This window comes from Priestia sp. ST2 (assembly GCF_055810735.1).
Map to the genome: position 1 here is coordinate 24,215 of NZ_JBVVNT010000015.1, position 25,216 is coordinate 49,430.

Sequence of the window (25,216 nt, forward strand, 5' to 3'; positions counted from 1 at the left end):
CTAAAGACGTGGTATCGCCTGAATTTCTTCTATATTTGCCCGTATAGTCTCCCACTCGGAACCCAACAGAGCTCGACCAAGCCTAATTGCCTCTTTAATTGCTTCAAAGATTTGATGATGCAGATGCCGACTTTGTTCAATTAAGTAAAAAGCATCAGGCTTGGATCTTTTTACAGCAAGTTCAAAATTAGGCCTTAATTGCTTTTCACTAATACGCAGTGTGTCAAGATCAAACACAAGCATTTCCTTTGCAAGTTCAATAGATTCTCCTTGACGGATACGACTAATCGTTCCTTGTACTGCATCAAACCCATAGCCGATATCAGCTACAGAAGCATGATACGTATTCAGTCCTGGGGCAACTCGCATGGAAGGAACTCTTCGGAAACCAGTTGTAATTGAACAGGCTACCTCTTTGGCAGCCATTCCTTTTTCTAAGGCAGCGTCGATCGCATCAAGATAATTATTTTGTTGATTAGAGTCTATTCCTATAAAAGTAGACGTCACTTGCTGGTCCTCCTCTCAATTTCCCGTATATTCAACAGCAATGCTATGGTTATAAGATACTTCGAAAGATAACAACAAAAGGCTTCATTAAAATCCGAAGCCCTTTGAAGTTAAATCATTAAGATTCATAAAGAAGAAAGTTTAAATTTAACATCAATGTATTATTTATGTGCTTGAAGACTCTGTTCAAACATATCGATAATATGAAGGAACCTTTCAGCTTCTCGAAAAACATGATCAGCCAGAAGAGGATGGATAATGCTTTTAATTTTACATTCCTCAATTAAATCTCTGGCTGTTTTTTTAAAGTCCCGAAGGGAAGCTACAGAAACACGATTCTGATCAAGAAATTGATCTAAAAGAGGAACCGTTTGAGATTGTGGTTTCATAGACTCTAAATCTCTTGCTTGAAAAATTAATTGATCAAAATCATGACTGAAGTTTCTGGCCATATCAACAAGTTTTCTTTCGGATGGATCAAGAAGATGACCTATAAACTGGGCATGATCAGCCATAATTCTTAAAAAGAAGACATTTTCCTTGATAATGGAATCAGCGAGTGGCTTCAATTTTCCTTCGTTTAATTCAATTAATCGTTTTCTAAAATAGTTGGCTTCTCTACTAGTATGATCAACCAAAAGAGGAAAGTTATTTGAACCCGGTAGTTTACAGGTCAGGATTAAGCCTAAAACTTTTCTCTTAAAAGCAAATATACCTGTGGCTGCTTGTTGGACTTCTGAATTGAATCTTTTCATTTGCTCCGGATCTGTTTGATGAGTAAAGGAATGAGACCGTTGTTCAATATCTTCAAACAAATGATAAAATTGATTCGCTTCATTAATTAATTGTGTATCCTCACACCTGAAACCTAATCGAAGAAACAATGAGTGTTCCTTCATAATTCTTGACCAAAAACGAATTTCATCTAAGGATTGTGCAACAAATGCATTAGTCATTATTACTCCTCCTACAATTGTAAAATAGTTTCATTCTAAGTTATTCTGCTTTATGTCTGGACATGCTTAGGCTCACATAAAAAAGCTGAAATCTTTTCAGACTTGAGCTTTTTTAACGTATTTTTCTATCCAATATATTATTTAGATGAAGGGAATTCTGTTTAAAAAGAAAATATATTAATTAGTCCTCTTTGATTTTTAACCTTAAACATTAGTAAAAGATCACCAAATGTAGAACGAGTATTGCAACGTTATTTTTGCTAAAAACAGGCCGGATTATAGGCTCTTCATACTATAGAATTGGTTTTACTATATTTTTGAGCGATGGAATAATAAATTTTTATTTCTGCCTTTTTATTACAAAAAGAACAGGTGTGTTTAGAGTAGTGAATCTTCTTTACATGGGGAATTTCAAGGCGTACAAGTCCATCCTTCACATGTTGATTACATACCATCAGCATATGCTTCACATTTTTCACCTCTTTTCCCTTCTAGAATTTTATATAAGCATATGAGACAAGCAATACTATTTATGAATAGATAAATACAAGGGCCTAGGATTTGAATTTTTCTACTATAATCTTACAAAAAGATATCCTCTGTAACCTTTCATAAGTGTTAGCTGATTAGGCATGTGGCGGTACTCTATAAAGAATTAATGTTGGAAAGTAACATTTTAAAGAATGTAAAAAATCTCCTATACAAATAATAAGGGCGATAATCACCTAATTTGGAAGGAGTAGTTTTTATGAAGAGAATATTAATGGTAGGATTTATTTTGTTATTTCCACTGAACATATTGGCTGGACCCATTAGTACTGTTGCTGAAGCTCAAGAACATCGTATTAGCCAATCTGAGGTAACGTTTGAAAATGAATTCAGAAGACTTTGGATTGATCATGTACTGTGGACAAGCAATTATATTACAAGTGCAACAACAGCAGGATCAGAAGATCAAAAGCAGGTATTGGCAAGATTGCTTAAAAACCAAGAGGATATTGGGAATGCTGTGAAGCCAGTATACGGAGAGAAAGCCGGAAACAAGCTTACGGATTTGCTTAAGGAACATATTATCCTTGCCGGCAGGATTGTAGATGCAGCAAAAACCGGAAATAAAGCCTTGGTGAATCAGCTAAACAAAGAATGGTATCGAAATGCTGATGATATAGCAGCGTTCCTGAGCCAAGCTAACCCTTATTTAAAAAATGAGGATCTGAAAAAATTACTGTATATGCATCTAAAATTGGTGACAAATGATTTATCTGCGAGCTTAGCAAAGGATTGGGAGGCAAGAATTGGTGCGATTGATGAAGGTGTCTCACATATCATCTTAATGGCAGATACAATCTCTACGGGAGTTGTGAAGCAGTTTCCAGAGAAATTCACTCAATAATCTCCAGTGGACTACTGGAGATTATTTAAAAATTTCTTCAATATTAAATTATCTTTAATAATCAAATAAAAATTAAATACACGGAGGTTATTTATTATGAAACATCTTATTGTTTACGCTCATCCTAATCCAGAGAGTTTAAATCATTCAATTTTAGATACAGCTGTTAATACGTTAAGGAAAAACGGACACGAAGTTATCGTACGTGATTTATATGAACTTAATTTTCAACCTGTTTTAAAACCAGAAGATACGGAAGCTATGAAGGCAGGAAAAACACCTAATGACATTAAAACAGAACAAGAATTTATTTCTGAAGCAGATGCTATAACATTTATTTATCCTATTTGGTGGACGGGACTTCCAGCTATTCTTAAAGGATACGTAGATCGAGTATTTGCCTATGGTTTCGCTTATATGCCTGGTGCAGAAGGGATTGTTAAACTCTTGAAAGGTAAAAAAGGTTTAATTATTAATACCCATGGTACCCCTACTGAAGTCTACGATGAGATTGGCATGACAGCAGGGTTGAAGGTAACATCTGATGTTGGAATATTTGATTTTACTGGAATCGAAACGGTAGAACATTTACTATTTGGGAGCATTGGATACCTTGAGGAAGAAGCTTATAAAGGTATGTTAACAAGAGTGGAAGATACTATTAATCGTCACTTTTCATAAGGAATAGAAAAAAGACTGCCAAATCAGGCAGTCTTTTTCGACTTTCATTTGATTTTTTATTGTTTAGTTTTTTGGATTCCTTGAAAATCCATTACGGTTACTAAAAATGTATCCTTTAACAGACAAGATATTTAAATCTATTATAAGAGGCCAAAGCATTTATTATCGTTAACAAAATAAAAAGCAACCTCGGGCATTGGAAAACGAGGTTGCTTTTTATTTTAATCAGGGTTCGAACGTATAACAAGTATCGAAAAGATAGCTGCAAATCAATATTATCATAATTTTTCAATAAATACTATTTTTTATAGGTCTCAGCATATGTATAAAAAGCTGCATAACCCATATATTTTTCTGGCCAAGAACCCTTACTCCCAGAAGGATTCTCTTTTTGTATGTGTACCGGAAAGAGCGATTATGTTAACTAACCTTGTATACGATATACAGCTTAAAAACAGAAAACCCAACCTCTGAGTCCTAAAAGTTAGGTTTTCTCGCAACTTTATCCAAAGATGCCTCGCGGCATCTTGAGTAGTTTCCTCTAATTATTCTGTTTTACTTATAGTTTTACTCGTTCTACTATTTGTAAGAGTTCATCATTAGGTCCATAAAATAAAATCATACGTCCGCCTTCCAGTGTTGGTTGTGGTTCAGAAGATAAAAATGTAATTCCCTTTTTCTTATAATAATTAATTGCTTCGTTAATATCCTTAACTGTAAAAGCAAGATGGTTAACAATACCACTTTTATTATAGTCACCAATAGGATTAATATCTCGAATTAGTTCAATCTCTACACTAGGCTGTTCCTCTAGGTACAAAAATGCCATCTCTCTTGTTTTTGAAGATCCTTGAAGGCGAACTTTAAAACCAAACATATCTGAGTAGTATTGAATAGTCTCATCCATATCCGTAACAATAATAGCTACGTGTTCCAGTTTTTTTATCATTTATATTCTCCCTTTCAACATAAGAATAAGTTTACAAAAAGTATACACTTACTTAGTAATCATTTATATATTGAACAATTAATACGGTTACTCCTATTCTATCTTTTTTTCACCTTTAACTGTCCATTTTTATTATTTCCTGACAAATCATACCTAACTTTATTAAAATTATGATTTTATATTTTATGTTTCATACTATAAGACTGTATAACTTAAATAAACTAATAGAATACAAACAGAAAAAAGTACAAGCATGTATACTATAAACATTGAAGTGCTTCTTTTGAAAACTAATAATATTACTGTAACTGTAACAATTACCAATCCAGCTATATCATTTACATAATAAAATGTAGCGTTATATAAAATAGTCTCAGATATTATTCCGATAAGAAACGCTGCAGTAAATAAGATGCTTATATTCTCTATGTTTCTTTTCATCATTTCAACTAACTCCTTATAATTTTAAATATCTAAGCCTCTTATAAACAAATGACCTTACCTTTTTGGGGAAATAAAAAACAAGCAACTCATGGATTACTTTACCTTGTCTTTTATAAATATTGATAAAAAATTTAATTAAACATTTACATTTTGAAATGGATAACTCTAATGTTCAATAGAAGTTATTCCGTCTTAATTCTTCTATTGAACATAGTTACAAAGCTTACCAATCTGCTCTACTTCAACAACAATAATATCTCCTGATTTAATAGGACAACTACCAGAAGGTGAACCCGTGGCTAAAACATCGCCAGGCTCTAGTGTCATCACCTGTGAGATCCAACTTATAAGATATGGAATAGTAAGAGACATTTGATTGGTATTACCATCCTGCACGACATGACCGTTTAAGGTTGTAACAATTCGAAGATTGGAAGGATCTATGCCCGTCACAATGTACGGACCAAGTCGCCCGAAAGTATCAAAACCTTTACCTCGTGTAAACTGAGGATCCGACTTTGTAAGGTCCCTTGCCGTTACATCATTAAATATGGTGCAACCAAAAATATAATCCAATGCATCCTCTTCTTTGATGTTTTTTCCTCGCTTTCCAATAATAAGAGCTACTTCTCCCTCAAGTTCTACCTGGTTAGTTAAATTACTTGAAGGAAGAGTAATCTTTTCCTTATGGGGAATGAGTGATGAGGAAGGCTTTAAAAACAGAAATGGTTCTTTGAGATGGGCCTTCCCCCCTGTTTCCTTAGCATGCTCTGCATACGTCCATCCGAAATTAATCACTTTAGAAGGTTTTACAGGCTCCAGAATTTTCACATCATCATATGTAAGTTTTATACCGTCATATTTTATCTCCCTATTGACAAGTTCGAAAAAATCACTCGACAGCTGCAATATCAAATCATCTTCAACAATACCGTAATATACTTGGCCCTTTTGATTCTGATAGCGAACTATTTTTTGTGTTTTTTGTAGTACCTGCATTATAAATAACCTCCTTTGATAATTAAAAGATACTTACCTTAGAACAGATAGAAGAAGGGTGCAAATTTAAATCGCGACCCTTCTCCCTTTCCTAAACAGCAGTGTCTCTATGAATGACATAATCTTTATTCTTTTTATAATCAAATTGTTTTTCCCATTTTGTAATAATTACAGCTGCTAGAGCATTGCCAAATACGTTAATAGTGGCTCTACCCATATTTAGGAGAAAGTCTATTCCTGCGATAAAAGCTAAACCTTCAAGAGGAAGGCCAGCAGCTGCTAAAGAAGAAAGGAGTACTACTAAGGCTCCTCCAGCTACGCCGGAGATACCTTTAGACGTAATCATAAGAATTAACATCAGCGTTATTTGTGCACTTAGTGACATATCAATTCCATAAAGCTGAGCAATAAAAATGGATGCGAGAGCCATATATATGCATGATCCGTCCGTGTTGAAGGCATATCCGATTGGAACAACAAAGGATACAATTGATTTAGGACATCCATATTTCTCTAGCTTATTCATTACTTGTGGTAGAGCAGATTCCGCGCTTGCTGTAGAAAAAACAAGAATTAATTCATCCTTTAAAAGTTTTATAAATTCTATAAAATTGACTTTAAATAGTTTAGCTACTAATCCAAAGAAGATAATAAAAAAGATTACGTATGCTGCATAAGTAGTGATTATTAATTTACCTAAAGGGATTAGTGAGGCTGCACCAAACTTAGAAATAGTTACCCCAATTAATCCAAAAACGCCAAATGGGGCAACTTTAAGAACGTATTTAACCATATAGAACATAGCTCCCGAAAAGCTTTTGAAAAAATTAAGGACCGGTTGTCCCTTTTCACCCATAGCTGCAATGCTTAAGCCTAAGAGAACAGAGAAGAAAATAACTGGTAAGAGCTCTCCTTTTCCCATCGATTCAACTATATTGGTGGGAACAATATTGATGATAAAATCAATATGACTGCCCTTATCCATTTCTTGCTCTGATGCTACGTACTTTGATATATCTCCTTGCGAGAGATTATTCATATTAACCCCTGAACCAGGATGGAAAGCGTTTGCAAAAAACAACCCAACTACGATTGCTATAGTGGTAGCAATTTCAAAGTATAGAACGGTTCGAAACCCTAGTTTTCCAAGTTTTTTGGCATTGCCTAATCCAGCAATGCCAACTACAATACTTGAAAAAACAATGGGAACTACAACCATCTTAATAAGACTCATAAAAATGTCGCCCAATGGTTTTAGATAAGTCTCAACACCAGGGTTTTTATAGAACACTATTCCAACAAGAATACCGAAGATCAGACCTAATAAAATCTGGATAGGGAGTCCCAGTTTTTTCATTTACATTATCCTCCTCTTATTCTTTAAAATTGTTATATTATCTTTTTATTGTTCTATACTTAGCAATCTCTTGTTCATAAAAATCGTCCCCATGTGCATCATAGACCACTAAAACAGGAAAATCCTTAACCACAATCTCACGGATTGCCTCCGGACCCAGGTCTTCGTAAGCTACTACTTCGGCAGATTGTATTTTATCGCTTAAAAGAGCAGATAAACCTCCAATAGCAGAAAAACAAATAGAATTATAATTTTTACACGCATCTTTAACAGATTGACTCCGAGGTCCTTTCCCAATCACACCCTTGACTCCATATTTGAACATGGCTGGTGTATAAGGATCCATACGAGCAGCTGTTGTAGGAGCAATGGATCCAATAACTTGTCCTGGCTTTGGCGGAGTTGGTCCAGCATAAAAGATGATATGATTTTTCAAACCAATAGGAAGTTGTGAGTTTTCTTCAAAAAGTGCTAAGAAACGCTTATGAGCAGCGTCCCTCGCCACATAAATAACTCCATTTAAAAAGACTTCATCTCCTGCATGTAATTTTAAAACGTCTTCATTAGTAAGTGGCGTTTGTAGATAGACTTTAGCCATTATTATGCACCTTCTTTTTATAAATTTAGATTACACATGATTTTTTACGTGCAGCATGACACTGGATATTCACGGCTACTGGAAGAGCAGTGATATGACAGCCATAGGTTTCAACAGCTACCCACAATGCAGTATTCGTGCCCCCTAGTCCCTGAGGTCCGATGCCAGTCTTATTGATATCTTCAATCAATTCTTTTTCTAATTGAGCAATATGTTCTTCATGATGATGGTCACCGATCTCACGTAAGATTGCCTCCTTAGCAATCTCTGTTACTTTATCAAAGTTTCCACCGATACCAACTCCCACAACGATCGGAGGACATGCTCTTCCACCCGCAGCTTCAATAGTATCTAATACGAAATTCTTAACCCCCTCTACTCCTTCTCCAGGAAGTAAGAACTTCATGGCACTCATATTTTCACTTCCACCACCCTTAGGTAGTACCGTTAATTTAATTTTGTCACCAGAAACGATTTTAGTGTGTATGACCCCTGGCGTGTTATCGTTTGTATTCTTTCGGAGCAATGGATCTCCTACGATTGAATTGCGCAGATATCCTTCTTTATAGCCTTTTCGGATACCCTCATGAATGGCAGCTTCAAAATCTCCTCCTTCAATGTAAACCTCTTGGCCCACTTCAGCAAAAACAACAGTAAGTCCTGTATCATGACAGTAAGGTCTATCTTCTTTGGCTGCCAATTGAGCATTTTCAATAAGCTGGTCAAGGATTGATTGTCCTAAAGGGGACTGTTCTGTCTCCCTAGCCTTATGGAATCCTTCTACAATATCTTCTGGAAGTTTATAGCACGCCTCCCAGCATAGTACCGCGACGGCATTGCGAATTTGTTCTACAGAAATCTTTCTCATTTTTCATCCATCCTTTATGATATTTGGCTTTCGTTTATATTAAATTTGCAAGATTCGTGCCAAAAAGAAACGGAGGATAAAAAAATATAGAATTTTTTTAAGATAATTGGTTTACAAAGTAAGGGGATTTCTTTAAGAAAAGCAGTCAAATCAATTATTTGAAGGTTTTTTTCTCCTACTGTTAAAATGAAGATATACTTTTTTGTAACAATAAAAAGAGGAACATGATTGTTCCTTATATTTGTTGTTATTTCATAAATGAATTTATCATTTCATTTATGAAACAGTTTTAATCTATGAGTAAACTCATGTTAAAGATGGATATTAACCTTCTCTAACGACAAAAAAGGAGCGTATAATCGCTCCCTCACTTTTGAAATTTAAATTCCTTTTTCGAAATTTAGCTTTCTCCATAATGTAGTTTTACTAATGTTATAGGTTTGACATAAACTTTCTTTGTCTCCGTTGTATACATCCAACAGTTTTGTCCAAATTTCTGTTTCCATTTCTCTAATGTCACTTGAAATCTCAACCTCAAGGGTGTTAGTTGTTCTCTTTCTCTTTCTTTTATTTATATATTCCATCAACTGTGAAACATGATTTTGCGTAAGTTTTTCCTCTTCAGTGCAAATAATCAAACGATGAATAGCATTTTGAAGCTCTCTAGCATTTCCCAGCCATTCATGATCTAACAAAGGAAAGAAAACATCTGTATTTTCCCAAGATAAATTCCGTTTCTCTCGTGCCATTTCTGTTTTCAGAAAGGAAACACTCAAAGGTATAATATCTTCTTTTCTATAACGTAAAGGAATTAAATCTAATTCCAAGGTACTCAATCTATAATATAAATCTTCTCGAAAATTTCCATCTTCAGCCAAATCATATAATGATTTATTGGTTGCACATATAATCCGAACATCAATAGGAATAATACGATCTGCACCGATTCTTCTTACTTCTTTCTCCTGCAAAACACGCAACAATTTCGCTTGAAATTGAGGTGAAATCTCCCCGATTTCATCCAAAAAGAGAGATCCACCATGAGCTAATTCAAACAGACCTGACTTGCCTCCCTTGAGCGCCCCAGTAAACGCTCCCTCCACATATCCAAAAAGTTCACTTTCTAGTAAATTCTCATTGAGTGCAGCGCAATTGACAGAGACAAACGGACCTTTATGTCTTTTACTTGCATTATGAATACTTTGGGCGAATAATTCCTTTCCTGTTCCTGTTTCCCCATAAATTAATACGGTCCCTTCGGACTTAGCATATAACCTGGCTTCCGAAATGACTTTCTTCATTTGACTATTCATGGTTACAAAGTCATCAAATGTATTTTTAGCAATCAGACCACGATCACTTAACCGTTTTCTTATATTTAATTCAAGGTTTTGAATTTCACTAATTTCTTGATATATTCCTACGGAGCCTTGGAAGACAGAATCTATATAGATTGGTATCTGATTCACTACTATCTTTTTTCCATTGTCTGTAGTATGTAATAAATTACGTTCTTTCTTTTTTTCTTCAATTACTTTAAGTAAACGTGGATCTTCAAAACAATCAGAATATTTTTTGCCTACAATGTCTTCTTCGGCAAAGTTGAATATTCTTTTTGCAGAATTATTATTTACCTTAATGATACCGTTCGGATCAATCGTAAGCACGCCATCATTAATTACATTAAGAATAGATTGCATCTCTTTGATCTGTGTTCTTTCTCTTGTCTGTGCTCGAAGAACGTTCGTAGCTGTTTCTAATGCCATAAGTAAGGATTCTTCACCGGACTTGAGCAAATGGCCATGAACTTGATGTTGAAGAGCAATTTGTGTAGCAACTCTATCTCCAATAATGGCTTCTACTTTTTCATTTTGAATTAATCTTTTCACTGTATTTGCAATTTGACCACCTACATCAGTTTCAAATATCAATTGTACTTCATCAGATAATTCCAATGTATGATTTGTCTGAGATAAGATATTAGTAGGTGTAATAACTGCAATTTTTTTATGCCCACATTTGATAACAGCACTAATAGCCTGTAAAATATCCGATGGCGTAACGGGTACATCAACGACAGGCAGCTCTAACAATTCTCGAAGGGATTTAGCAGTGCCCCCTCTTGAAATGACAACACGTGTTGACGGATTAATTTGTTGTTGGTAGGGTATGTCAGGTTCACCTAAAATAAGTGAAAATTTAAAATCCGTTTTTTTACGAAGTCGTACCGCATCTTTTGCAAGCTCCGAATACGGAGCAATAATTAAAATATCCTCCACTCTCATCACCTGCTGTCCAATACTCATTTTATATCCATACTCTAATCCAACTATATATATTAGTCAAATCACCCAATGCTATTACTTTAATGTTATTTTTAGTAATAAGGAGAGTGGAATATGAATCTTAAAAAGAGCCAGTCTTATATTGATTTGACAATAAGAAATTGGGATAACACAGAGTTTAGCAGTACATTAAGGGAAATGTGCGAAGCAGCTAGAGAATATGAAAATGATCATGTTGAAGTTCACCAAGTAGTGGACTTAGGGAAACGTAAAGGGGAATGGCATTACTTAATTATCTTAAATATTAGTCAAGATTTAGATAATTTGGGGGCACTGGTGGAAAGTAATTATAAGTGAGTAAAACCCCTTTATCCTATATAGGATAAAGGGGTTTTGGTTCCTGTAATGTGTTTTATGTTAACTCACTTTTCTATAATATTCATTCTAAAATCATAATTAAATATTGATAAAAAGTAAAAAGCTTATTTATAGGGGACTGACCCCTGTTTTTGAAACAGGGGTCAGTCCCCTATGTTAATAAGGCCTTTTCCTCGTATATCAAATTTATTATGAAGTTAAAAGGAAATGGTCATTGTTACTTATTCTTCAAATTTTTAAATGATAATCAGAATAAGATGATTAAAAGAAAACAGAAAAATTCGCGTTATAGATAGTAAATTTAGGTTAGAAAAGTATTTCGACTAAAGATAAGCTGTTGATTGTCTAATAACTAATTTAGGAGATAGAAGTAAGCGCTCTTTATGAAGCTTAGATTCCTCCATTTCTTGAAGCAATAAATCGACTACCTTTGATCCCATCTCCTTTATGGGTTGAGAAACCGTAGTAAGCATAGGAGAAGTAGTAGTAGACAACACAGTATTATCAAACCCTATAACTGATAAATCTTCAGGAAGATTTAGATTTGCTTCTTTAGCAGCCTGTATGACACCAGCTGCTAATAAATCATTACACGCAAAGATAGCAGTAGGTTTATCGTCTAACGAAAGAAGCTGCTTAGCACTTTCATATCCTTTTTGAATAGTAGCTTCTGTTTTTATTATGTATTCATTTCTTATAGGAAGTTTTGCTTCTTGAATTGTATCTTTGTATGCTGCTAAACGTGGTGTATTACTTCGCACATCTTCTGAAATAATTCCAATTTTCTTATGTCCTAAAGATAATAAATATGAAGTAGCTAAGTATCCACCTTTATAATCATCAACTGTTACGGTATTTATAGACAAGCTAGGTATTTCTGAAGCTATTAATACACTAGGGACTCCCTTATTTATCATTTCTTCAAGCAAATGCGTACTTCTAAAAGCTGAGGCAACTACTAAGCCATCTACTCGTTGACTAGTCAGCAAAGATAAGTATGTTCTTTCCTTTTTCACCTCATTATCTGTGTTACACATCATAACGTTTAATCCCAATTCATGACTGCGATCTTCAATACTCCTTGCAATTTCAGAGTAAAAAGGGTTAGATATATCTGGGACAAGCAAACCAATCAATTTTGTTCGCTTCCCTCTTAAAGAAGCCGCAGCTGCATCAGGCTTATAATTAAGTTTCTCCATTGCTACTAGGACTTTCTTTTTTGTCTTTTCGCTAATCTTTCCTGTATGATTGACGACTTTTGAAACCGTTGCTATGGAAACACCTGCTTCTTGAGCCACACTACGAATAGTTATTTTCATAAGGTTCCCCCTCCTTTCACTTAGATATTTAGCTTGTAAATAGGTCTGTATCACAATAGATTAATTTTATTTATTATAGCATATAAATTATACCCCTTAATAAATAGACAGCTTTGCCTAAAGCGAAGCTGTCTGCCATTGTCCGTTCGTCATTTATAATTACTGTACATATTAAAGAGTGGTCCTTAAGAAATTATCTTGCCTGTTTGCTCTGTAATTCTTGATCACCGTATGAGCGAAAATAGTATTCTAACTCTTCAAGTGATTTTCCTTTGGTTTCTGGTAAATACTTATTCACAAATGCAATTGCTACTAATCCTAATACGCCAAATACCAAAAAAGTGGTAGATAAGCCTATAGTGCTAAGTAACACAGGGAACGATAAACTGATTAAGAAATTAACAATCCACATCCAAAATACACTAAAACCCATACCAAGACCACGCATCCGTAACGGAAATATTTCCGCCAGTGTTAACCATGTTACAGGTCCTATAGCCCCTTGCATGAAAGCTAAAAACACAACCGTTAAAGAGAGAACGATATAAGGGAGAGCCGCGGAACCATTGAGAATAAAAGAGAAAAAACCAATAAGAAATAGAGAAGTGGTAGTACCACATAAGCCAATAATCAACATCGGGCGTCTTCTTACTCTACCAAGTAACCAGATTCCAACCAGCATCGCAACTACCGAAATAACACCATTTGCAATGTTTCCAATTAACGCTGCTTTGGTTCCCCACCCTGTATTCTTAAGTATTTCTGTTCCATAGTACATAATAGCGTTCACACCGTTAATTTGATTAACAATAGCAATTCCAATTCCTAAAAATAAAATGCGACGTACCCAAGGAGTAGACAAATCTTTAAAACTAGACTTTTCCAATTTGGACTCTTCGTCAACTGACGCTTTAATTTCTTTCAGTTCTATATTTGCCTGACTTTCTTCACGGATTTGTTTAAGCACCCTTAAGGAATCACCTATTTTACCTTTTGACGCAAGCCAACGTGGACTCTCTGGAACGATTAACATTCCAAACCATAAAACAACAGCTGGTAATGATGCAATAACTAACATGAATCTCCAAACATGCCCTACATCTCCTAATACATTTCCCAAGATTGCATTGCATGTAAAAGCTAAAAACTGACCTGTAACGATCATTAATTCATTTTGTGTAACAATCTGTCCTCTTATTTCAGCTGGTGACATTTCAGCTAGAAAAGTAGGAACAGTTACAGATGCACCACCTACAGCAATTCCTAAAATGAACCGACAAACGACCATTAACGTAGTATTTGGAGCAAAGGTGCATCCAAGGGTTGCTATAAAAAATAACAGTGCTAGATATAAGATATTTTTACGACGACCGTTATAATCTGACAAACGTCCGCCAAATAATGCACCAAAAGCTGCACCTAATAAAAGGGAACTAGCGACGAGTCCCTGTGTAAACGGATTTAAATCAAGTTGGTTTGCCTCTGACATATACGGTAATGCCCCATTTATAACGCCAGTATCATATCCAAAGAGCAGACCACCGAATGTGGAAATAAAGGCAATTTTTCTTACCATTCTTTTAGGGTCTTGTTTCTTCCCTTTTGTCTCTATGTACATCCATTTTCCTCCTACCCATATCAAACATAAAAAGTAATGTTTACGAGCTTATAAAGTTAGTAGAAAACTAAATTTTTGATAACGTTTACATTATTGAGAGAAACAATTTTCAATTATTTAGAGGGGACTTCGGAAAACAAATACTAGTACCCTAATAGGTGATAGCGTGGCTATTAAATCATAAAGATGATGGTACAACTTTGTAAGGAGATTGCACTGAAACCAGTTCTCCTGTTTCAAATGATTCTTTGCAAGCGTATCCTAAAGCAGTGGACAATACTCCATCTTCTACTGTGACGTTGGGCTGTCTATTTTCTCTAATACAAGAGATAAACTCTTCAACTTCACTTAAGTATGCCTGCTCAAATCGTTCCAAGAATCCATCTGAACATTCTTTTATCGCTCCATTTTCATCAAATACAGTTACCATATTCTTTTCTGGGGTTGTTCCGATCCTTAAAGTCCCTTTTGTACCGATAATTTCTGTTTCAATATGATATCCGTGTGCACAGTTACGACCTGCAACGAAAATACCCATCGTGTCATTTTCGAATTTCACTAAGGCAGCACCCGTCTCTGCATCATTTAATTCTCTAATTTCAGGATAGCCATAAGACCCGCCAATAGCCCATACTTGTTTAGCTTCTGAATTTAAGTACCATCTAGCTAAATCCAAATCATGGATAGCCATATCTAAGAATAAACCACCACTATAATTGTTCTTAGCAAATGTCATGAACCCATCAATTGCTTTTGTAGGATCAAGACCATAGCAACGAATCAAAACAGGATCTCCTATTTTTCCTTCTTCAATTTGCTTTTTTGCGTATGCATATGATTTGTCATATCTTCGCATAAACCCAACCATAAAAACCTTATCCGTATGTTTGTTAACGACTTCTTGTACCTGTAACGCTTCTTCTAAATACAAACCAAGAGGCTTTTCACTAAAAACATGTAACTTAGCACTTAAGGCTTTTTCAATTTGTTCACAATGAAAACCTGATGGGGAAGCAATAAGAATTGCATCAAGTTCTTTGTTTTGAATCATATCCTCGTAATTAGTGTAGGCGTATTTAATTCCCCATTCCTTTTGTACCTGTTCAGCTTCTTCTCTGATAACGCTGCAAACGGCCAGTAATTCACAATTCGGGATTCGAAATGCTAAATTTTCTGCATGTTTTCTTCCCAATCTCCCTAATCCGACGATTCCAACTTTAACTTTTTTCATTATCAATCACTGCCTTCCAATAATTTAATTAGAATATTCTGAAACAATAACATAAAAAATAAAAAAGAAAACGTTTTCCTTATGGTTTTTATTATAATTAGCTTCTTGTAAAAAAGTCAATATTTTTCGAATTTAAATATTAAATCCTTTTTTAACAGTATATAGGCACTTTAAATAGGTAATTAACCATTAGTGGATTGGTTCACTTTTAAACTCATGTATATTTTTATAAGAAATAAAAATAACTATTTTAAGGAAAACCTTTTCCTTAAATCGGTTATGAATAATTCAAAAAGTTGGTTAATGTACCGTTTTGTTATGAAAGAAAAGCCTGTAAAAATATTATGGTAAATAAACATGTATACTGTTGCGGACAGCTAATTTGATTTTGTTCCCATACTTTCACATATAAAGTCTCGTTCTAATCATTTAATTTTCTTAGCTATTTATAAGTATCTTTCATGATTTCCCTACCATTGTTAAAAAATCATAATATTCTATTATTATAATTCGAATTTGTAAGCGATTACATTTATAATAAGAATTAGGTTGGGTAGCAAGCGTGGCTGTCATTGTATATGGCGTAGGTAGGGCCAGTACAAGATAAAAATAGCTTATTCTACAAAATAATTTATTGATTTGTATGTATAAGAGATTGCTAGTTAGGCAATAATGAAAAATAAGAGATTGAACAAAGGAGGTCAAACTGGTGAGCGAACATAACCAAATTTTCTCTACATTTATTAAGGAAGAACGATTTGACTTACACTCGTACCTTACTTATCTATTTATTAATGAATGTCAAGAAGGTGTAGTAAATCAGTTAGAACAGGAACATGTAAATCAATAAATTGATAAATATGAAAAACTGAAAGGATAACTAATAATGAATGGGAAAATTGTGTAGGTGACTTTATCTTTCTGAACAGAAGGAATGGGTCGCCTATTGGTGTTTCTTCTAAATATTCACTCCCATCGGGAAAATCACAATTTCTACTTCTTATCACTTGCTAATCTATCTTTTACTTACCTTTCAAGAAATTAGTAAATATATCATAATTGAGTACGAATTATATAATAATTTAACCCTACTAAACCTTTAATAACGTAACATTTATTAAGGATAAAAAGTAAATATAGTTTATACATATAAGTAAATGCATAAACTAACTTATAAAAAATAAAGTTTTATTATTTACACTTAGTGACGACAAATACATACTTTTTCTACAAAATGTGTAACTGTTAACGCATTTTTTAATAAAATACGTTAATCATTACTTTTATTTAAAAAATATAATTAGCTTTATATAAAAGCAATTATATCTTTTAAATTTATATCATTTTTTATAGAACTATATGATCTATATATTACGATTAAAAAAACTATTAATTTGTCGTTATCAAGAGTAAGTAGTAAAACTATAATTTTTAAAATAGAATTTATACATTTACTGTTTTAGATAAAATAAGTTTATATTTTATTTTTAATTAAAATTATATTATCTAAAATTTATTAACATCGAATAATTATATACTTTCTGTAATGGTAAAACTAATCAATTTAACGAAATACTTTATTTATACTGAAATTATCATAATCTTTATTATTGTGATTGGTGACAAAAACCCAGCTAATATCGTTATTATATTAGCTGGGTTTCCATGAATTTTCTTGCTGTATCTTATCCTCGTAACCATCTAAAATATTATGCAATCTCTTAGCTAACTCTTCAAAATGAGTTGTGTTAACCCTCTACATGATGTCCTGATAAATTAACAATTTATGTTCGTAGTTTTCTTACTAAGGTAGCTGAACAACTGTAAGGGAGAAAATCTCATAATGCACTTCCTTTGGCTGGACTTAACATCTGTTTCGTTTCGGCATGAGAAATATTCCAAGGGTCAACAAACATCATTCTCTCTTCTTTAATTGAATCTCTCTTACCTTTTGACGAAGATGTTCTGGCCACCATGCTCCACAATCATCCGATACAATGCACGCAGCGCATGTTTTTAAATCATAAACCATCATCTCTTTAATCGGTGGAGAGTAGAGGTGAAGAGTGACGAGACCCGTACCTTCTGCACTATTCATCTTATGCACTCCTTTCTTGGGAGCAAAAAAAATTCTTCCTTCCCCCTGACACTGGGAAAACAGCTCTTCCGGCATTTGGTTTTCTTTTACTTCGTAAACCGTATTTATAGCTGTGCCATTCACTACTTGGATCCATCCATATGAACGACCGTGATTGTGAGGAGCACATTCTATTCCCGACCAATTCATAACAAGTAATTCTACTTCGTCATTTTGGTAGAGAAGTTTTCTGTAATACGGCTTGTCTTCTGCCGACTGCAATAGTGGCTTTAACTCGTTAAAATTTATATCTAAAGCCAAAAGAGCCTCTCTTAATTCCAATTCGGTAGGGGAATTCAATTTATCTAAAATATCCTTTATCTGTTCAATTAAGCTCATACAAACATTACCTCCTTATGGGTAGAACAAATTTGGTAGTTTCAATATAGTTACAAATTTTTGTTCCTCCATGGCAAGTATCTTAAAAAAGTTAATAGTCTTCCATTAACTAAAATAACTCCCATTATAATTATGATGCCTCCTAATATAGTTACGGGAATAATCTTTTCCTGTAATAGTAGAATGGCTGTTATTAATGTCGCTACTGGTTCTAAATACAGGAACACAGATACCTGGGACGCCTCTAAAACCTCTAATGCCTTTGCCCAGTACCAATAGGCAACACCTGAAACGAATACACCGAGAAATAATAAATGAGCCCACTCCACGCTCGTTAAAAAAGGCATGATCTCCCATCCCCTATTCCTTACGAGAAAGGGAGTCGTTAGAGTAAATCCTATTAAACACATATAAAACGTAACAACAAGAGAGGGAACTTGGATATGTAGCCTTTTTAATAGGACAGAATAGATTGCCCAGTTTAACGTACTTAAAATCATTAACAGGTAACCAACATTGATTGGGAGCTGAAAGGACTGCTGATTACTAGAAGTGGTCACCAGTAAAACTCCAATGATGGCTACAATCATCCCTGATGCTTTTAATACGGTCATCTTTTCATGTAAAAAGAATACTGAGAGAATTAACGTAAATACAGGAGAAAACGAAATAATCCACCCTGCTGAAGAAGCATTTATTGTGAGAAGTGCTGTTGCCTGAATCACTTGGTGAACGAACACCCCAAGGATACCTAACACAATCAGATGAGGAATATACTTAAGTGGAATGTTTAATGGATATCGCTTTAGAACTAATAATACCAATAAAAAAAGTGCCCCAATTCCAAAACGAAGAACAAGGAGTGTATATGGATCAAGCTTATCTAAGACAGCTTTGGTAGAAACAAAGGAGATCCCCCAAAAACTAATAGACATTAGTGCATATAACGAGGCAGCAAATTTAACCTTTGACGCAATCATAGGAACAATTTTCCTTTCAACAATAAAGGTATTTTCTATTAACTAACATATGCCTTTTCTAAAAGAAAATGAAAAAAATTCATTCCAATCTTAAAAAAATGTTGGAAACTCTAGCATTTCTCATATTTATAATCCTCTTTTAACCTTCTCCATAGCACCTATAAATGTAACTTATAGAAAAAACCCTAATCTGTCGTTACTAAGAGTAAATGATAAAACTAATTATTTATATTAAGTACTTTATGATTTACTTAACATAAAGTCTTTTCCAGGAAGGCGATTTTTCTAAACGTAAACACAACCACAATGTAAAAAAAGGTCAATTTCATACATATATTGTAACTCGTTTGAAATAGTTCTGTCATAAAGATATGTTATGATTTAGGGGCACTATACAACTAAATAAAGAATATAAGCAACTTAACATTTCATCATTATCAATACATTTTTCAATATGCTTAGTCCTCTAATCCTCATCTATTAGAGGACTATTTGCTTTCTAAGATAAAAGGAGGGGCATTTTGCAGTATATACAACAAGAAAAATTACATGCAATTAAAGAAACAATTTTGCAACGAAAAGAAAAGTTAGCTGAAGATAAAAGACTAGATCTTGCAACGTCTCATAATATCTATACAGAGTTGACTACTTTTCGCTTGGACCTTATTACCACTTATGCTGATTCCCTTTTGATGGAAAAAGAGGCAGAAAATGAAGTTATAGCACAGTGGGGAAACAATATGGCTAATTTATTAGTCAATCATGGACTACCATTAAACCTAGCTTTAGAGGAGGTTAGCTATTATCGAGATGTAATCGGAGAAATAATAAAAGAAGAAGCAAAGAATAATGATTTTTCCCTCGATGCTTTTTATCAGATCATTTCTCACTTTAATAGCATTGTAGATAATGCCATTCAATTTGTAAGTAAGTCGTATGTAAAAGATCACACTGAAAAAATAAATTATGCTCAATATGCCATTGATGAATTATCTGTTCCCGTTGTTCGTATGACAGAAGAAATAGGGATCCTTCCTTTAGTAGGTGATTTAGATACTAAACGAGCCCAATATTTGATGGAGAGTGCCTTAGAGAAAGGAAGTCAATATAAATTAAAATGGCTTATTATTGATTTATCAGCCGTTCCTATTATTGATACGATGGTAGCAGATCAACTGTTTAAAGTAATAGCTGGGCTACAGTTATTAGGAATTGAAGTGGTTATCAGTGGGATACGTCCGGAAATCGCTCAAACCATGGTAAGCTTAGGAATAAAGGTTGAGGGAGTTAGAAGTTTTTCTAGCTTACATCAAGCTGTTCAATATACGAATTCATTTACAGGATCTTTAATTTAAATGTTTTTATATATCCTGAGCAAACTACTCAAGATGCCGCAAGGCATTCTTCCTTTGATAAGATATGTGTAACAGAAAAAACCTACCTCTTTTGACTGGGAAGAGGTAGGTTTTTCTGTTTTCAAGCTGTATATTTTATACATTTCTAGTTACCGCAATGTGATTTATCAGAAACAACTTTTTTATTTCACCTTTATTCTTTAAAGCTTCTTTTATAAACAGCTGATATAAGTAATTGATAATGGATATAGCAATTGATAAAGCAAACAACTGAAAACGAGTCATGTTTACCATTTTATAAACCTTTAATTTTTCTGCAAGTGTAGGTTAAAGGACACGCGAACATATAATCAAATAAGCCATAACAAAATAACCCCATCGTTGCTAAGTGAAATTTTATTGAAAGTTTCCCCTAACCGAGGGGCAGATCCTTACATAAGAAAAGGGAGATGTAGTTTCTTTCCTTAGATCTGTAAAGCCAACTAAATGTTTTAATAAAGAAATGATCTTTGATGTAAATATTATGAATGTTAATTATTCGCGGAATTAATAGATGGATCGCTGGTTTAATTAGAGGGAATGATGTTCCCTTTTTAGTTTGTTATAATGAAAGTACATATAATACGGGGGGCAGAGGATTTAAATATGATACTTATTAAAAACAGTGAAGAAGTAATAAGAGAAGCGAAATATCAACTTCACCTAACTATGGATGATTATCAAACCAAAATTATCTCTATTTTTGATAAACAACGTATTCTTGTGAATCAACGAATTAGATTGATGATTCTCCTTTCGGATATAAAAGAGCAGGCTGTATTAATTGGAAAACACTCTGCAGCCAAAGGGAGATTAGAATATGAAGGACAAGATCAACTAATTACAGAAGTTATAGATGAAGTTCCTTTTCAATACAGTAAAGAGACAGTAACTGATTTGGAAAATAACATCCAAATTAGTAAAGGCGAAATTGAAGAGCTAGCAAAAGAGTGCGGATTAGATACGGAAGAAACAATTAATCTCAAGGCTCTTTTACTCAATTTAAAAGTATCAAGTTACATAAATGGACATTATGAAATGTATGTAAAAGATAACACTTTATCCTGCAAAAGAACCTAGAATGTTAGGATAAAAACAGTAAAGATTTACATATAAGTAAAACTAATAAAGATGTGTTGAGACATTAGTACTCAATCATAAGGTATCTGAGTAACAGAAAAATTACTATACGAAAGCAGTATTTATCTATATTTAAGCTTTATACTTCATAAATTTTTAGTTACCATAATGGAGTTTTTAGGAAGAAAAATATATTTTATGTTTCATTTTCAATCATAAGGGTAAAGTATTAAGCTGGATTGAATTTTTAAGGAACAATCTTTTTTAAGTTTGTTCCTTTTTTTTGATAATTATAGCACGAATAATAAATAGTAAAATGAACAAACTACTCAATAAGCTGTAACTTTTCGATCTTTCAATAAAATAAATGTAGCAGAAAAAACTACTGATACACATGGCCAGTAGGTTTTTTCTGTTTTTTCAGCTGTATATCGTATACAAGATTAGTTAACATAATGTGCCCTCTAGGAAACAAAAAGAAGCTAGCATGCTAGCTTCTTTTAATTTTCACCAAAATTCATTACAAAAAATAGCATACTTAACATGATAAGTAATGGAATTACAACAAAAGAGGTCAAACTAAAATATTTCATTAGCCCTTTTTCATGTTTTCCAAAAGCTATTACTCCACATGAAAAGCCCATAAGATAAATGACCATTCCTGCATAAAGAATATTTGAGCTATATATTGATGTGAAATATTGTCCCACCCCAATAACGATTCCAAGCAACGATAACCATAAGGAGTATTGACTAAAACGTTTTTTCAATTTGGTCCTCCAAGAACTAAAAATATGGTTAATGATACCATTTTTTATCTATCCGTTAACATAAAACGTATTCTAGGAAGTCAAAAAAAGAGCCCTTTAGATAATAAACGGCTCTTTTTTATGATGATCTATAAATTTTAATCCTTCAGTATAACTTCAATTCTCTTTCCATTTTTGCCTTTATTTTTAACTTTAGTAAATGAAAATGAGCCAATCTCGTTGGTAGACTTTACATGAGTCCCACCGCAAGCTTGTTCGTCTAATTCATTAATTTCTACTAATCGAATGGTCTGGATAGACTTGGGCAGAAGGTTAATCACGGTCTTAATGGAACCAGGGATTTTTTCGACTTCTTCTCTCGGTAGACTACGAGTCGAAATCAAATGATTTTCTTCTATAATGTCTTGTATTTCTTTCTCCATTACAGTGAAATAGTCTTCCGGAATCTCTTCTTCAAATTTAATATCAATTCTTGCTCGATTATCTTCATAAATCTCATTACTAGTAGCTAAAGCACCAAATTTATTATAAAGATGACCTGCAATTACATGTAAAAGCGTATGGTATCTCATAAATCGATAACGTCGATCCCAGTCGATGTGTGCCTTTGCCTCTCCTAAAGTTAGATTTTCTGCATTTTGCACATAATGAACTATTTCACCTTGTTCTCTTTTTACTTTCACGACTTCGACTTCATGATCTCCTTGCTCTATAACGCCTGTATCAAATGGTTGTCCTCCACCTGTTGGATAAAAAACGGTCTGATTTAAAATTACTTTGTTTTCGTTAATTTCTTTAATAAAGGTTTTACAACTTGTCTGATAACTGTTCTCTAGAAATATTTCTTTTTCCATTTTTGGTTCCTCCATATCAATGAATCGTTGAATAGACAATAAAGACTGCAAAATAAATTAAAATAGCACCTAAACATCTATCAAACCAATGACTGTATCTTTCGTAGTAATCTCTAAACTTTTGATAAGAAATAACTGTTGAGATAAACGTAAACCATAGACCAACAGCTACAACGATTTCGGTTCCATAAATCCAACGTACCCAGCTAGCCGTATCAGCTGAAATAAATTGAGAAAAAATACTTAAGAAAAAGAGTGCGGCTTTTGGATTTAATACATTACAGATAAAGCCTTCATGAAACCCTTGTTTAACATTTTTATCAGTATTTATTTTTAGTTTGTTTTCTGTGGGTTCTTTATTTTGTTTAACGGAGCGAATAGCATGAAACCCTAACCATAATAAATAAAGGGACCCAGCTATTTTAATAGCTATAAATACACTTGGAATTTTTTCGATAATGTAGGTGAAACCTAAAATCGTGTATGTGACATGAACGAACAAAGCTGAAGCAACACCTAGTGCTGTTGCAATTCCTATACGCCGCCCAAAACCTAAACTATTTTTCATCACAAGAAAAAAGTCTGGCCCAGGAGAGAGACCAGATAAGATTCCGATTAAAAATATCTCTAAAAACATATTAGGCCTCTCCTTTGTTGTTCTTTTTGTTTAAAAGTTCATTCGTCACAATATAGAAAAGGTCTGAGTCACCTTTCCAAATTTGATTCATTTTCTCTTCTGAAGAATGCTCACTCATTACTTTCATCATAATGTCATGACGGATATATTCTTTGGCCAATAAGACTAACATAGGATCTTGTGTATGCACGGCTGTCGGAACCATATCTTTTGAAAAACCGGCAATCATTACTTCTTTATCATCACAAACAACAATTGTTAACCGTTGATTCATACGCTGCTCTTCGATATTAGCAGTAGAGGGATGATGATAAAAAGCACGTCCAAAATGATTTGTAGGCTGACAGTTAAATAAAAGTGAATAAAATTGGACATTGGCCTCTGTTGCTTTTTTTGCATATGGTTCTATCTCATCTAACTCGGAATCCCAGACAGATAACCATACTTCTTGATTTGCTTTTGAAATAAGGTCATTCATTCGGTCAATCACAGCTGACCTTTCTTGAATATGACGAATAACATGAACTTCTGGTGGATGTTGAATTTGCTCAAGATTCTCTTGCAAATAATCAAACGTTTCCGTTTTCTCATGTCGTAAACGCTCAATAAACTCGTTCGGTGGTACAGGCGTATAAGTTAACGGATCAGAACGAACTTCATTGATAGCACCGTGCGCCACTAATTTATTAATTGATTGATAAATCATAGATCTTGGAACTCCACTCTGCTTACTGATCTCGTAACCAGTAAGAGGTGATTGCTTTAATAATGATAGATAAGCTTTGCTTTCATTTTTTGAAAAACCGATTTCCATTAGAGAATCAATTAATTTTTCCATGATAGCCTCCTTTTAGTTGTAATGAACCTTACTACTATAAAATAAATCAAAAAAAATAGCAACTTCTATAAATTTGAAGAGCTTTTTTAATTGTAGAACATATATGTCCACGGTTAACATAATGTTGTTTATCGGAAATACCATGCTAAAAAGCCTTATTTCTACTATAATAAGGGCTTTTTATTTGTAAACTTATAACGTTATGAATAGGAAAGCAATTACGTCATTTTGAACAAAATTATACTAAACTATAACTAGTTACAGTTTAAGATTAAAGACATTTTGAATAAAGGAAAAAAATTTTACTAACTTTTTAAAAATAGGACTATGTGAAATACGCTTTTTTTATTATAATCTATCTGTATGATGTTGCTATGCAATCTGCTCAATTGATTAATGTAATAAAAAACATTTTTAAACCTTTGTTTTTATAGTTACATCTGAGCTAAATGAAATACAAACTGAAGGAGAGTAAATAGCCCTTGGTATTTTCAATTATTTATGAATTTTTATCTTCTCTACTAATCAAACCTGAATCAAAAATTAAAAAACGCGTTAGTTAGACTAGCAATTCATATAGAAAAGATAAAGCCCATCAACTTAT

At 33.6% G+C, this 25,216-nt stretch carries 23 protein-coding genes; 6 read left to right on the forward strand and 17 right to left on the reverse strand.

What is annotated here, in order from left to right:
- Together AC0KUU_RS28975 and AC0KUU_RS28980 are read right to left on the reverse strand one after the other, a co-directional pair.
- Nucleotides 1-369: a hypothetical protein gene (locus AC0KUU_RS28975; RefSeq protein WP_473453987.1), complete on the reverse strand. Its 369-nt coding sequence runs from the start codon at nucleotides 367-369 to the stop codon at nucleotides 1-3.
- 299 nt (nucleotides 370-668) lie between these two features.
- The gene (locus tag AC0KUU_RS28980) at nucleotides 669-1,463 is read right to left on the reverse strand and encodes a DUF2935 domain-containing protein (protein WP_025753287.1); all 795 of its coding nucleotides are present in this window, start codon (nucleotides 1,461-1,463) and stop codon (nucleotides 669-671) included.
- A 748-nt stretch (nucleotides 1,464-2,211) separates the two neighbouring features.
- Here AC0KUU_RS28980 and AC0KUU_RS28985 point away from each other — a divergent pair.
- On the forward strand, nucleotides 2,212-2,856 hold the full coding sequence (locus AC0KUU_RS28985; protein ID WP_456318189.1) for a glycosyltransferase: 645 nt from the start codon (nucleotides 2,212-2,214) through the stop codon (nucleotides 2,854-2,856).
- Nucleotides 2,857-2,952: 96 nt separating this feature from the next.
- Entirely contained in the window at nucleotides 2,953-3,537 is a 585-nt protein-coding gene (locus tag AC0KUU_RS28990; RefSeq protein WP_098659147.1) for an NAD(P)H-dependent oxidoreductase, read from the forward strand.
- A gap of 559 nt (nucleotides 3,538-4,096) precedes the next feature.
- Here the strand turns inward: AC0KUU_RS28990 and AC0KUU_RS28995 are convergent.
- From AC0KUU_RS28995 to AC0KUU_RS29020, 6 genes are all read right to left on the reverse strand, one after another.
- Nucleotides 4,097-4,486, reverse strand: a complete 390-nt coding sequence (locus AC0KUU_RS28995) for a VOC family protein (RefSeq protein ID WP_456318188.1) — start codon at nucleotides 4,484-4,486, stop codon at nucleotides 4,097-4,099.
- Nucleotides 4,487-5,131: 645 nt separating this feature from the next.
- Nucleotides 5,132-5,929: a fumarylacetoacetate hydrolase family protein gene (locus AC0KUU_RS29000; protein WP_473453989.1), complete on the reverse strand. Its 798-nt coding sequence runs from the start codon at nucleotides 5,927-5,929 to the stop codon at nucleotides 5,132-5,134.
- Between the two features lie 91 nt (nucleotides 5,930-6,020).
- The gene (locus AC0KUU_RS29005; RefSeq protein ID WP_456318186.1) at nucleotides 6,021-7,286 is read right to left on the reverse strand and encodes a cation:dicarboxylate symporter family transporter; all 1,266 of its coding nucleotides are present in this window, start codon (nucleotides 7,284-7,286) and stop codon (nucleotides 6,021-6,023) included.
- A gap of 37 nt (nucleotides 7,287-7,323) precedes the next feature.
- Nucleotides 7,324-7,884, reverse strand: coding sequence for a FumA C-terminus/TtdB family hydratase beta subunit (locus AC0KUU_RS29010; RefSeq protein ID WP_473453991.1), 561 nt, complete (start codon nucleotides 7,882-7,884; stop codon nucleotides 7,324-7,326).
- A gap of 25 nt (nucleotides 7,885-7,909) precedes the next feature.
- Nucleotides 7,910-8,752: a fumarate hydratase gene (locus AC0KUU_RS29015; protein WP_456318184.1), complete on the reverse strand. Its 843-nt coding sequence runs from the start codon at nucleotides 8,750-8,752 to the stop codon at nucleotides 7,910-7,912.
- 380 nt (nucleotides 8,753-9,132) lie between these two features.
- Nucleotides 9,133-11,031 carry a sigma 54-interacting transcriptional regulator gene (locus AC0KUU_RS29020; protein WP_473453993.1) on the reverse strand — a complete coding sequence of 633 codons (1,899 nt, stop codon included), beginning with the start codon at nucleotides 11,029-11,031 and terminating at the stop codon, nucleotides 9,133-9,135.
- Between the two features lie 120 nt (nucleotides 11,032-11,151).
- On the opposite strand from AC0KUU_RS29020, the gene AC0KUU_RS29025 reads away from it, so the two are divergent.
- Entirely contained in the window at nucleotides 11,152-11,394 is a 243-nt protein-coding gene (locus AC0KUU_RS29025; RefSeq protein WP_098980378.1) for a hypothetical protein, read from the forward strand.
- A 344-nt stretch (nucleotides 11,395-11,738) separates the two neighbouring features.
- Here the strand turns inward: AC0KUU_RS29025 and AC0KUU_RS29030 are convergent, their stop codons facing one another.
- The 3 genes from AC0KUU_RS29030 to AC0KUU_RS29040 all read right to left on the reverse strand — a co-directional run bounded on the left by AC0KUU_RS29030 (nucleotide 11,739) and on the right by AC0KUU_RS29040 (nucleotide 15,583).
- On the reverse strand, nucleotides 11,739-12,734 hold the full coding sequence (locus tag AC0KUU_RS29030; RefSeq protein WP_456318182.1) for a LacI family DNA-binding transcriptional regulator: 996 nt from the start codon (nucleotides 12,732-12,734) through the stop codon (nucleotides 11,739-11,741).
- 193 nt (nucleotides 12,735-12,927) lie between these two features.
- Nucleotides 12,928-14,352: a sugar porter family MFS transporter gene (locus AC0KUU_RS29035; RefSeq protein ID WP_473453995.1), complete on the reverse strand. Its 1,425-nt coding sequence runs from the start codon at nucleotides 14,350-14,352 to the stop codon at nucleotides 12,928-12,930.
- Nucleotides 14,353-14,530: 178 nt separating this feature from the next.
- Nucleotides 14,531-15,583, reverse strand: a complete 1,053-nt coding sequence (locus tag AC0KUU_RS29040) for a Gfo/Idh/MocA family oxidoreductase (protein ID WP_456318180.1) — start codon at nucleotides 15,581-15,583, stop codon at nucleotides 14,531-14,533.
- Nucleotides 15,584-16,292: 709 nt separating this feature from the next.
- On the opposite strand from AC0KUU_RS29040, the gene AC0KUU_RS29045 reads away from it, so the two are divergent.
- Nucleotides 16,293-16,433: a hypothetical protein gene (locus tag AC0KUU_RS29045; protein WP_179883880.1), complete on the forward strand. Its 141-nt coding sequence runs from the start codon at nucleotides 16,293-16,295 to the stop codon at nucleotides 16,431-16,433.
- Between the two features lie 1,065 nt (nucleotides 16,434-17,498).
- On the opposite strand, the gene AC0KUU_RS29050 is transcribed toward AC0KUU_RS29045, so the two are convergent.
- Nucleotides 17,499-18,059 (reverse strand): cysteine dioxygenase, encoded by a 561-nt coding sequence (locus AC0KUU_RS29050; protein ID WP_456318179.1) that lies wholly within the window; start codon nucleotides 18,057-18,059, stop codon nucleotides 17,499-17,501.
- Nucleotides 18,060-18,109: 50 nt separating this feature from the next.
- Nucleotides 18,110-19,039 (reverse strand): DMT family transporter, encoded by a 930-nt coding sequence (locus tag AC0KUU_RS29055; protein ID WP_456318178.1) that lies wholly within the window; start codon nucleotides 19,037-19,039, stop codon nucleotides 18,110-18,112.
- Between the two features lie 521 nt (nucleotides 19,040-19,560).
- Between AC0KUU_RS29055 and AC0KUU_RS29060 the strand changes: the two genes are divergently transcribed.
- Together AC0KUU_RS29060 and AC0KUU_RS29065 are read left to right on the forward strand one after the other, a co-directional pair.
- Nucleotides 19,561-20,394, forward strand: coding sequence for an STAS domain-containing protein (locus tag AC0KUU_RS29060; RefSeq protein ID WP_473453998.1), 834 nt, complete (start codon nucleotides 19,561-19,563; stop codon nucleotides 20,392-20,394).
- 645 nt (nucleotides 20,395-21,039) lie between these two features.
- Nucleotides 21,040-21,513 carry a hypothetical protein gene (locus tag AC0KUU_RS29065; RefSeq protein ID WP_235568876.1) on the forward strand — a complete coding sequence of 158 codons (474 nt, stop codon included), beginning with the start codon at nucleotides 21,040-21,042 and terminating at the stop codon, nucleotides 21,511-21,513.
- Nucleotides 21,514-22,013: 500 nt separating this feature from the next.
- Here AC0KUU_RS29065 and AC0KUU_RS29070 read toward each other — a convergent pair whose 3' ends face one another.
- The 4 genes from AC0KUU_RS29070 to AC0KUU_RS29085 all read right to left on the reverse strand — a co-directional run bounded on the left by AC0KUU_RS29070 (nucleotide 22,014) and on the right by AC0KUU_RS29085 (nucleotide 24,612).
- Nucleotides 22,014-22,283 carry a hypothetical protein gene (locus AC0KUU_RS29070; protein WP_456318176.1) on the reverse strand — a complete coding sequence of 90 codons (270 nt, stop codon included), beginning with the start codon at nucleotides 22,281-22,283 and terminating at the stop codon, nucleotides 22,014-22,016.
- Between the two features lie 137 nt (nucleotides 22,284-22,420).
- Nucleotides 22,421-23,152 carry an alanyl-tRNA editing protein gene (locus AC0KUU_RS29075; protein ID WP_456318175.1) on the reverse strand — a complete coding sequence of 244 codons (732 nt, stop codon included), beginning with the start codon at nucleotides 23,150-23,152 and terminating at the stop codon, nucleotides 22,421-22,423.
- 1 nt (nucleotide 23,153) lies between these two features.
- Entirely contained in the window at nucleotides 23,154-23,774 is a 621-nt protein-coding gene (locus AC0KUU_RS29080; RefSeq protein ID WP_456318174.1) for a LysE family translocator, read from the reverse strand.
- Between the two features lies 1 nt (nucleotide 23,775).
- Nucleotides 23,776-24,612 (reverse strand): TrmB family transcriptional regulator, encoded by an 837-nt coding sequence (locus AC0KUU_RS29085; protein WP_456318173.1) that lies wholly within the window; start codon nucleotides 24,610-24,612, stop codon nucleotides 23,776-23,778.
- Nucleotides 24,613-25,216 lie beyond the last annotated feature (604 nt).

Excerpts from the sequence above, each read along its gene's own strand:
- AC0KUU_RS28975 (WP_473453987.1), bottom strand. The coding sequence starts at position 369 with ATGCGAGTTGCCCCAGGACTGAATACGTATCATGCTTCTGTAGCTGAT.
- AC0KUU_RS28980 (WP_025753287.1), bottom strand. The coding sequence starts at position 1,463 with ATGACTAATGCATTTGTTGCACAATCCTTAGATGAAATTCGTTTTTGG.
- AC0KUU_RS28985 (WP_456318189.1), top strand. The coding sequence starts at position 2,212 with ATGAAGAGAATATTAATGGTAGGATTTATTTTGTTATTTCCACTGAAC.
- AC0KUU_RS28990 (WP_098659147.1), top strand. The coding sequence starts at position 2,953 with ATGAAACATCTTATTGTTTACGCTCATCCTAATCCAGAGAGTTTAAAT.
- AC0KUU_RS28995 (WP_456318188.1), bottom strand. The coding sequence starts at position 4,486 with ATGATAAAAAAACTGGAACACGTAGCTATTATTGTTACGGATATGGAT.
- AC0KUU_RS29000 (WP_473453989.1), bottom strand. The coding sequence starts at position 5,929 with ATGCAGGTACTACAAAAAACACAAAAAATAGTTCGCTATCAGAATCAA.
- AC0KUU_RS29005 (WP_456318186.1), bottom strand. The coding sequence starts at position 7,286 with ATGAAAAAACTGGGACTCCCTATCCAGATTTTATTAGGTCTGATCTTC.
- AC0KUU_RS29010 (WP_473453991.1), bottom strand. The coding sequence starts at position 7,884 with ATGGCTAAAGTCTATCTACAAACGCCACTTACTAATGAAGACGTTTTA.
- AC0KUU_RS29015 (WP_456318184.1), bottom strand. The coding sequence starts at position 8,752 with ATGAGAAAGATTTCTGTAGAACAAATTCGCAATGCCGTCGCGGTACTA.
- AC0KUU_RS29025 (WP_098980378.1), top strand. The coding sequence starts at position 11,152 with ATGAATCTTAAAAAGAGCCAGTCTTATATTGATTTGACAATAAGAAAT.
- AC0KUU_RS29030 (WP_456318182.1), bottom strand. The coding sequence starts at position 12,734 with ATGAAAATAACTATTCGTAGTGTGGCTCAAGAAGCAGGTGTTTCCATA.
- AC0KUU_RS29035 (WP_473453995.1), bottom strand. The coding sequence starts at position 14,352 with ATGTACATAGAGACAAAAGGGAAGAAACAAGACCCTAAAAGAATGGTA.
- AC0KUU_RS29040 (WP_456318180.1), bottom strand. The coding sequence starts at position 15,583 with ATGAAAAAAGTTAAAGTTGGAATCGTCGGATTAGGGAGATTGGGAAGA.
- AC0KUU_RS29050 (WP_456318179.1), bottom strand. The coding sequence starts at position 18,059 with ATGAGCTTAATTGAACAGATAAAGGATATTTTAGATAAATTGAATTCC.
- AC0KUU_RS29055 (WP_456318178.1), bottom strand. The coding sequence starts at position 19,039 with ATGATTGCGTCAAAGGTTAAATTTGCTGCCTCGTTATATGCACTAATG.
- AC0KUU_RS29065 (WP_235568876.1), top strand. The coding sequence starts at position 21,040 with ATGATACTTATTAAAAACAGTGAAGAAGTAATAAGAGAAGCGAAATAT.
- AC0KUU_RS29075 (WP_456318175.1), bottom strand. The coding sequence starts at position 23,152 with ATGGAGGAACCAAAAATGGAAAAAGAAATATTTCTAGAGAACAGTTAT.
- AC0KUU_RS29080 (WP_456318174.1), bottom strand. The coding sequence starts at position 23,774 with ATGTTTTTAGAGATATTTTTAATCGGAATCTTATCTGGTCTCTCTCCT.
- AC0KUU_RS29085 (WP_456318173.1), bottom strand. The coding sequence starts at position 24,612 with ATGGAAAAATTAATTGATTCTCTAATGGAAATCGGTTTTTCAAAAAAT.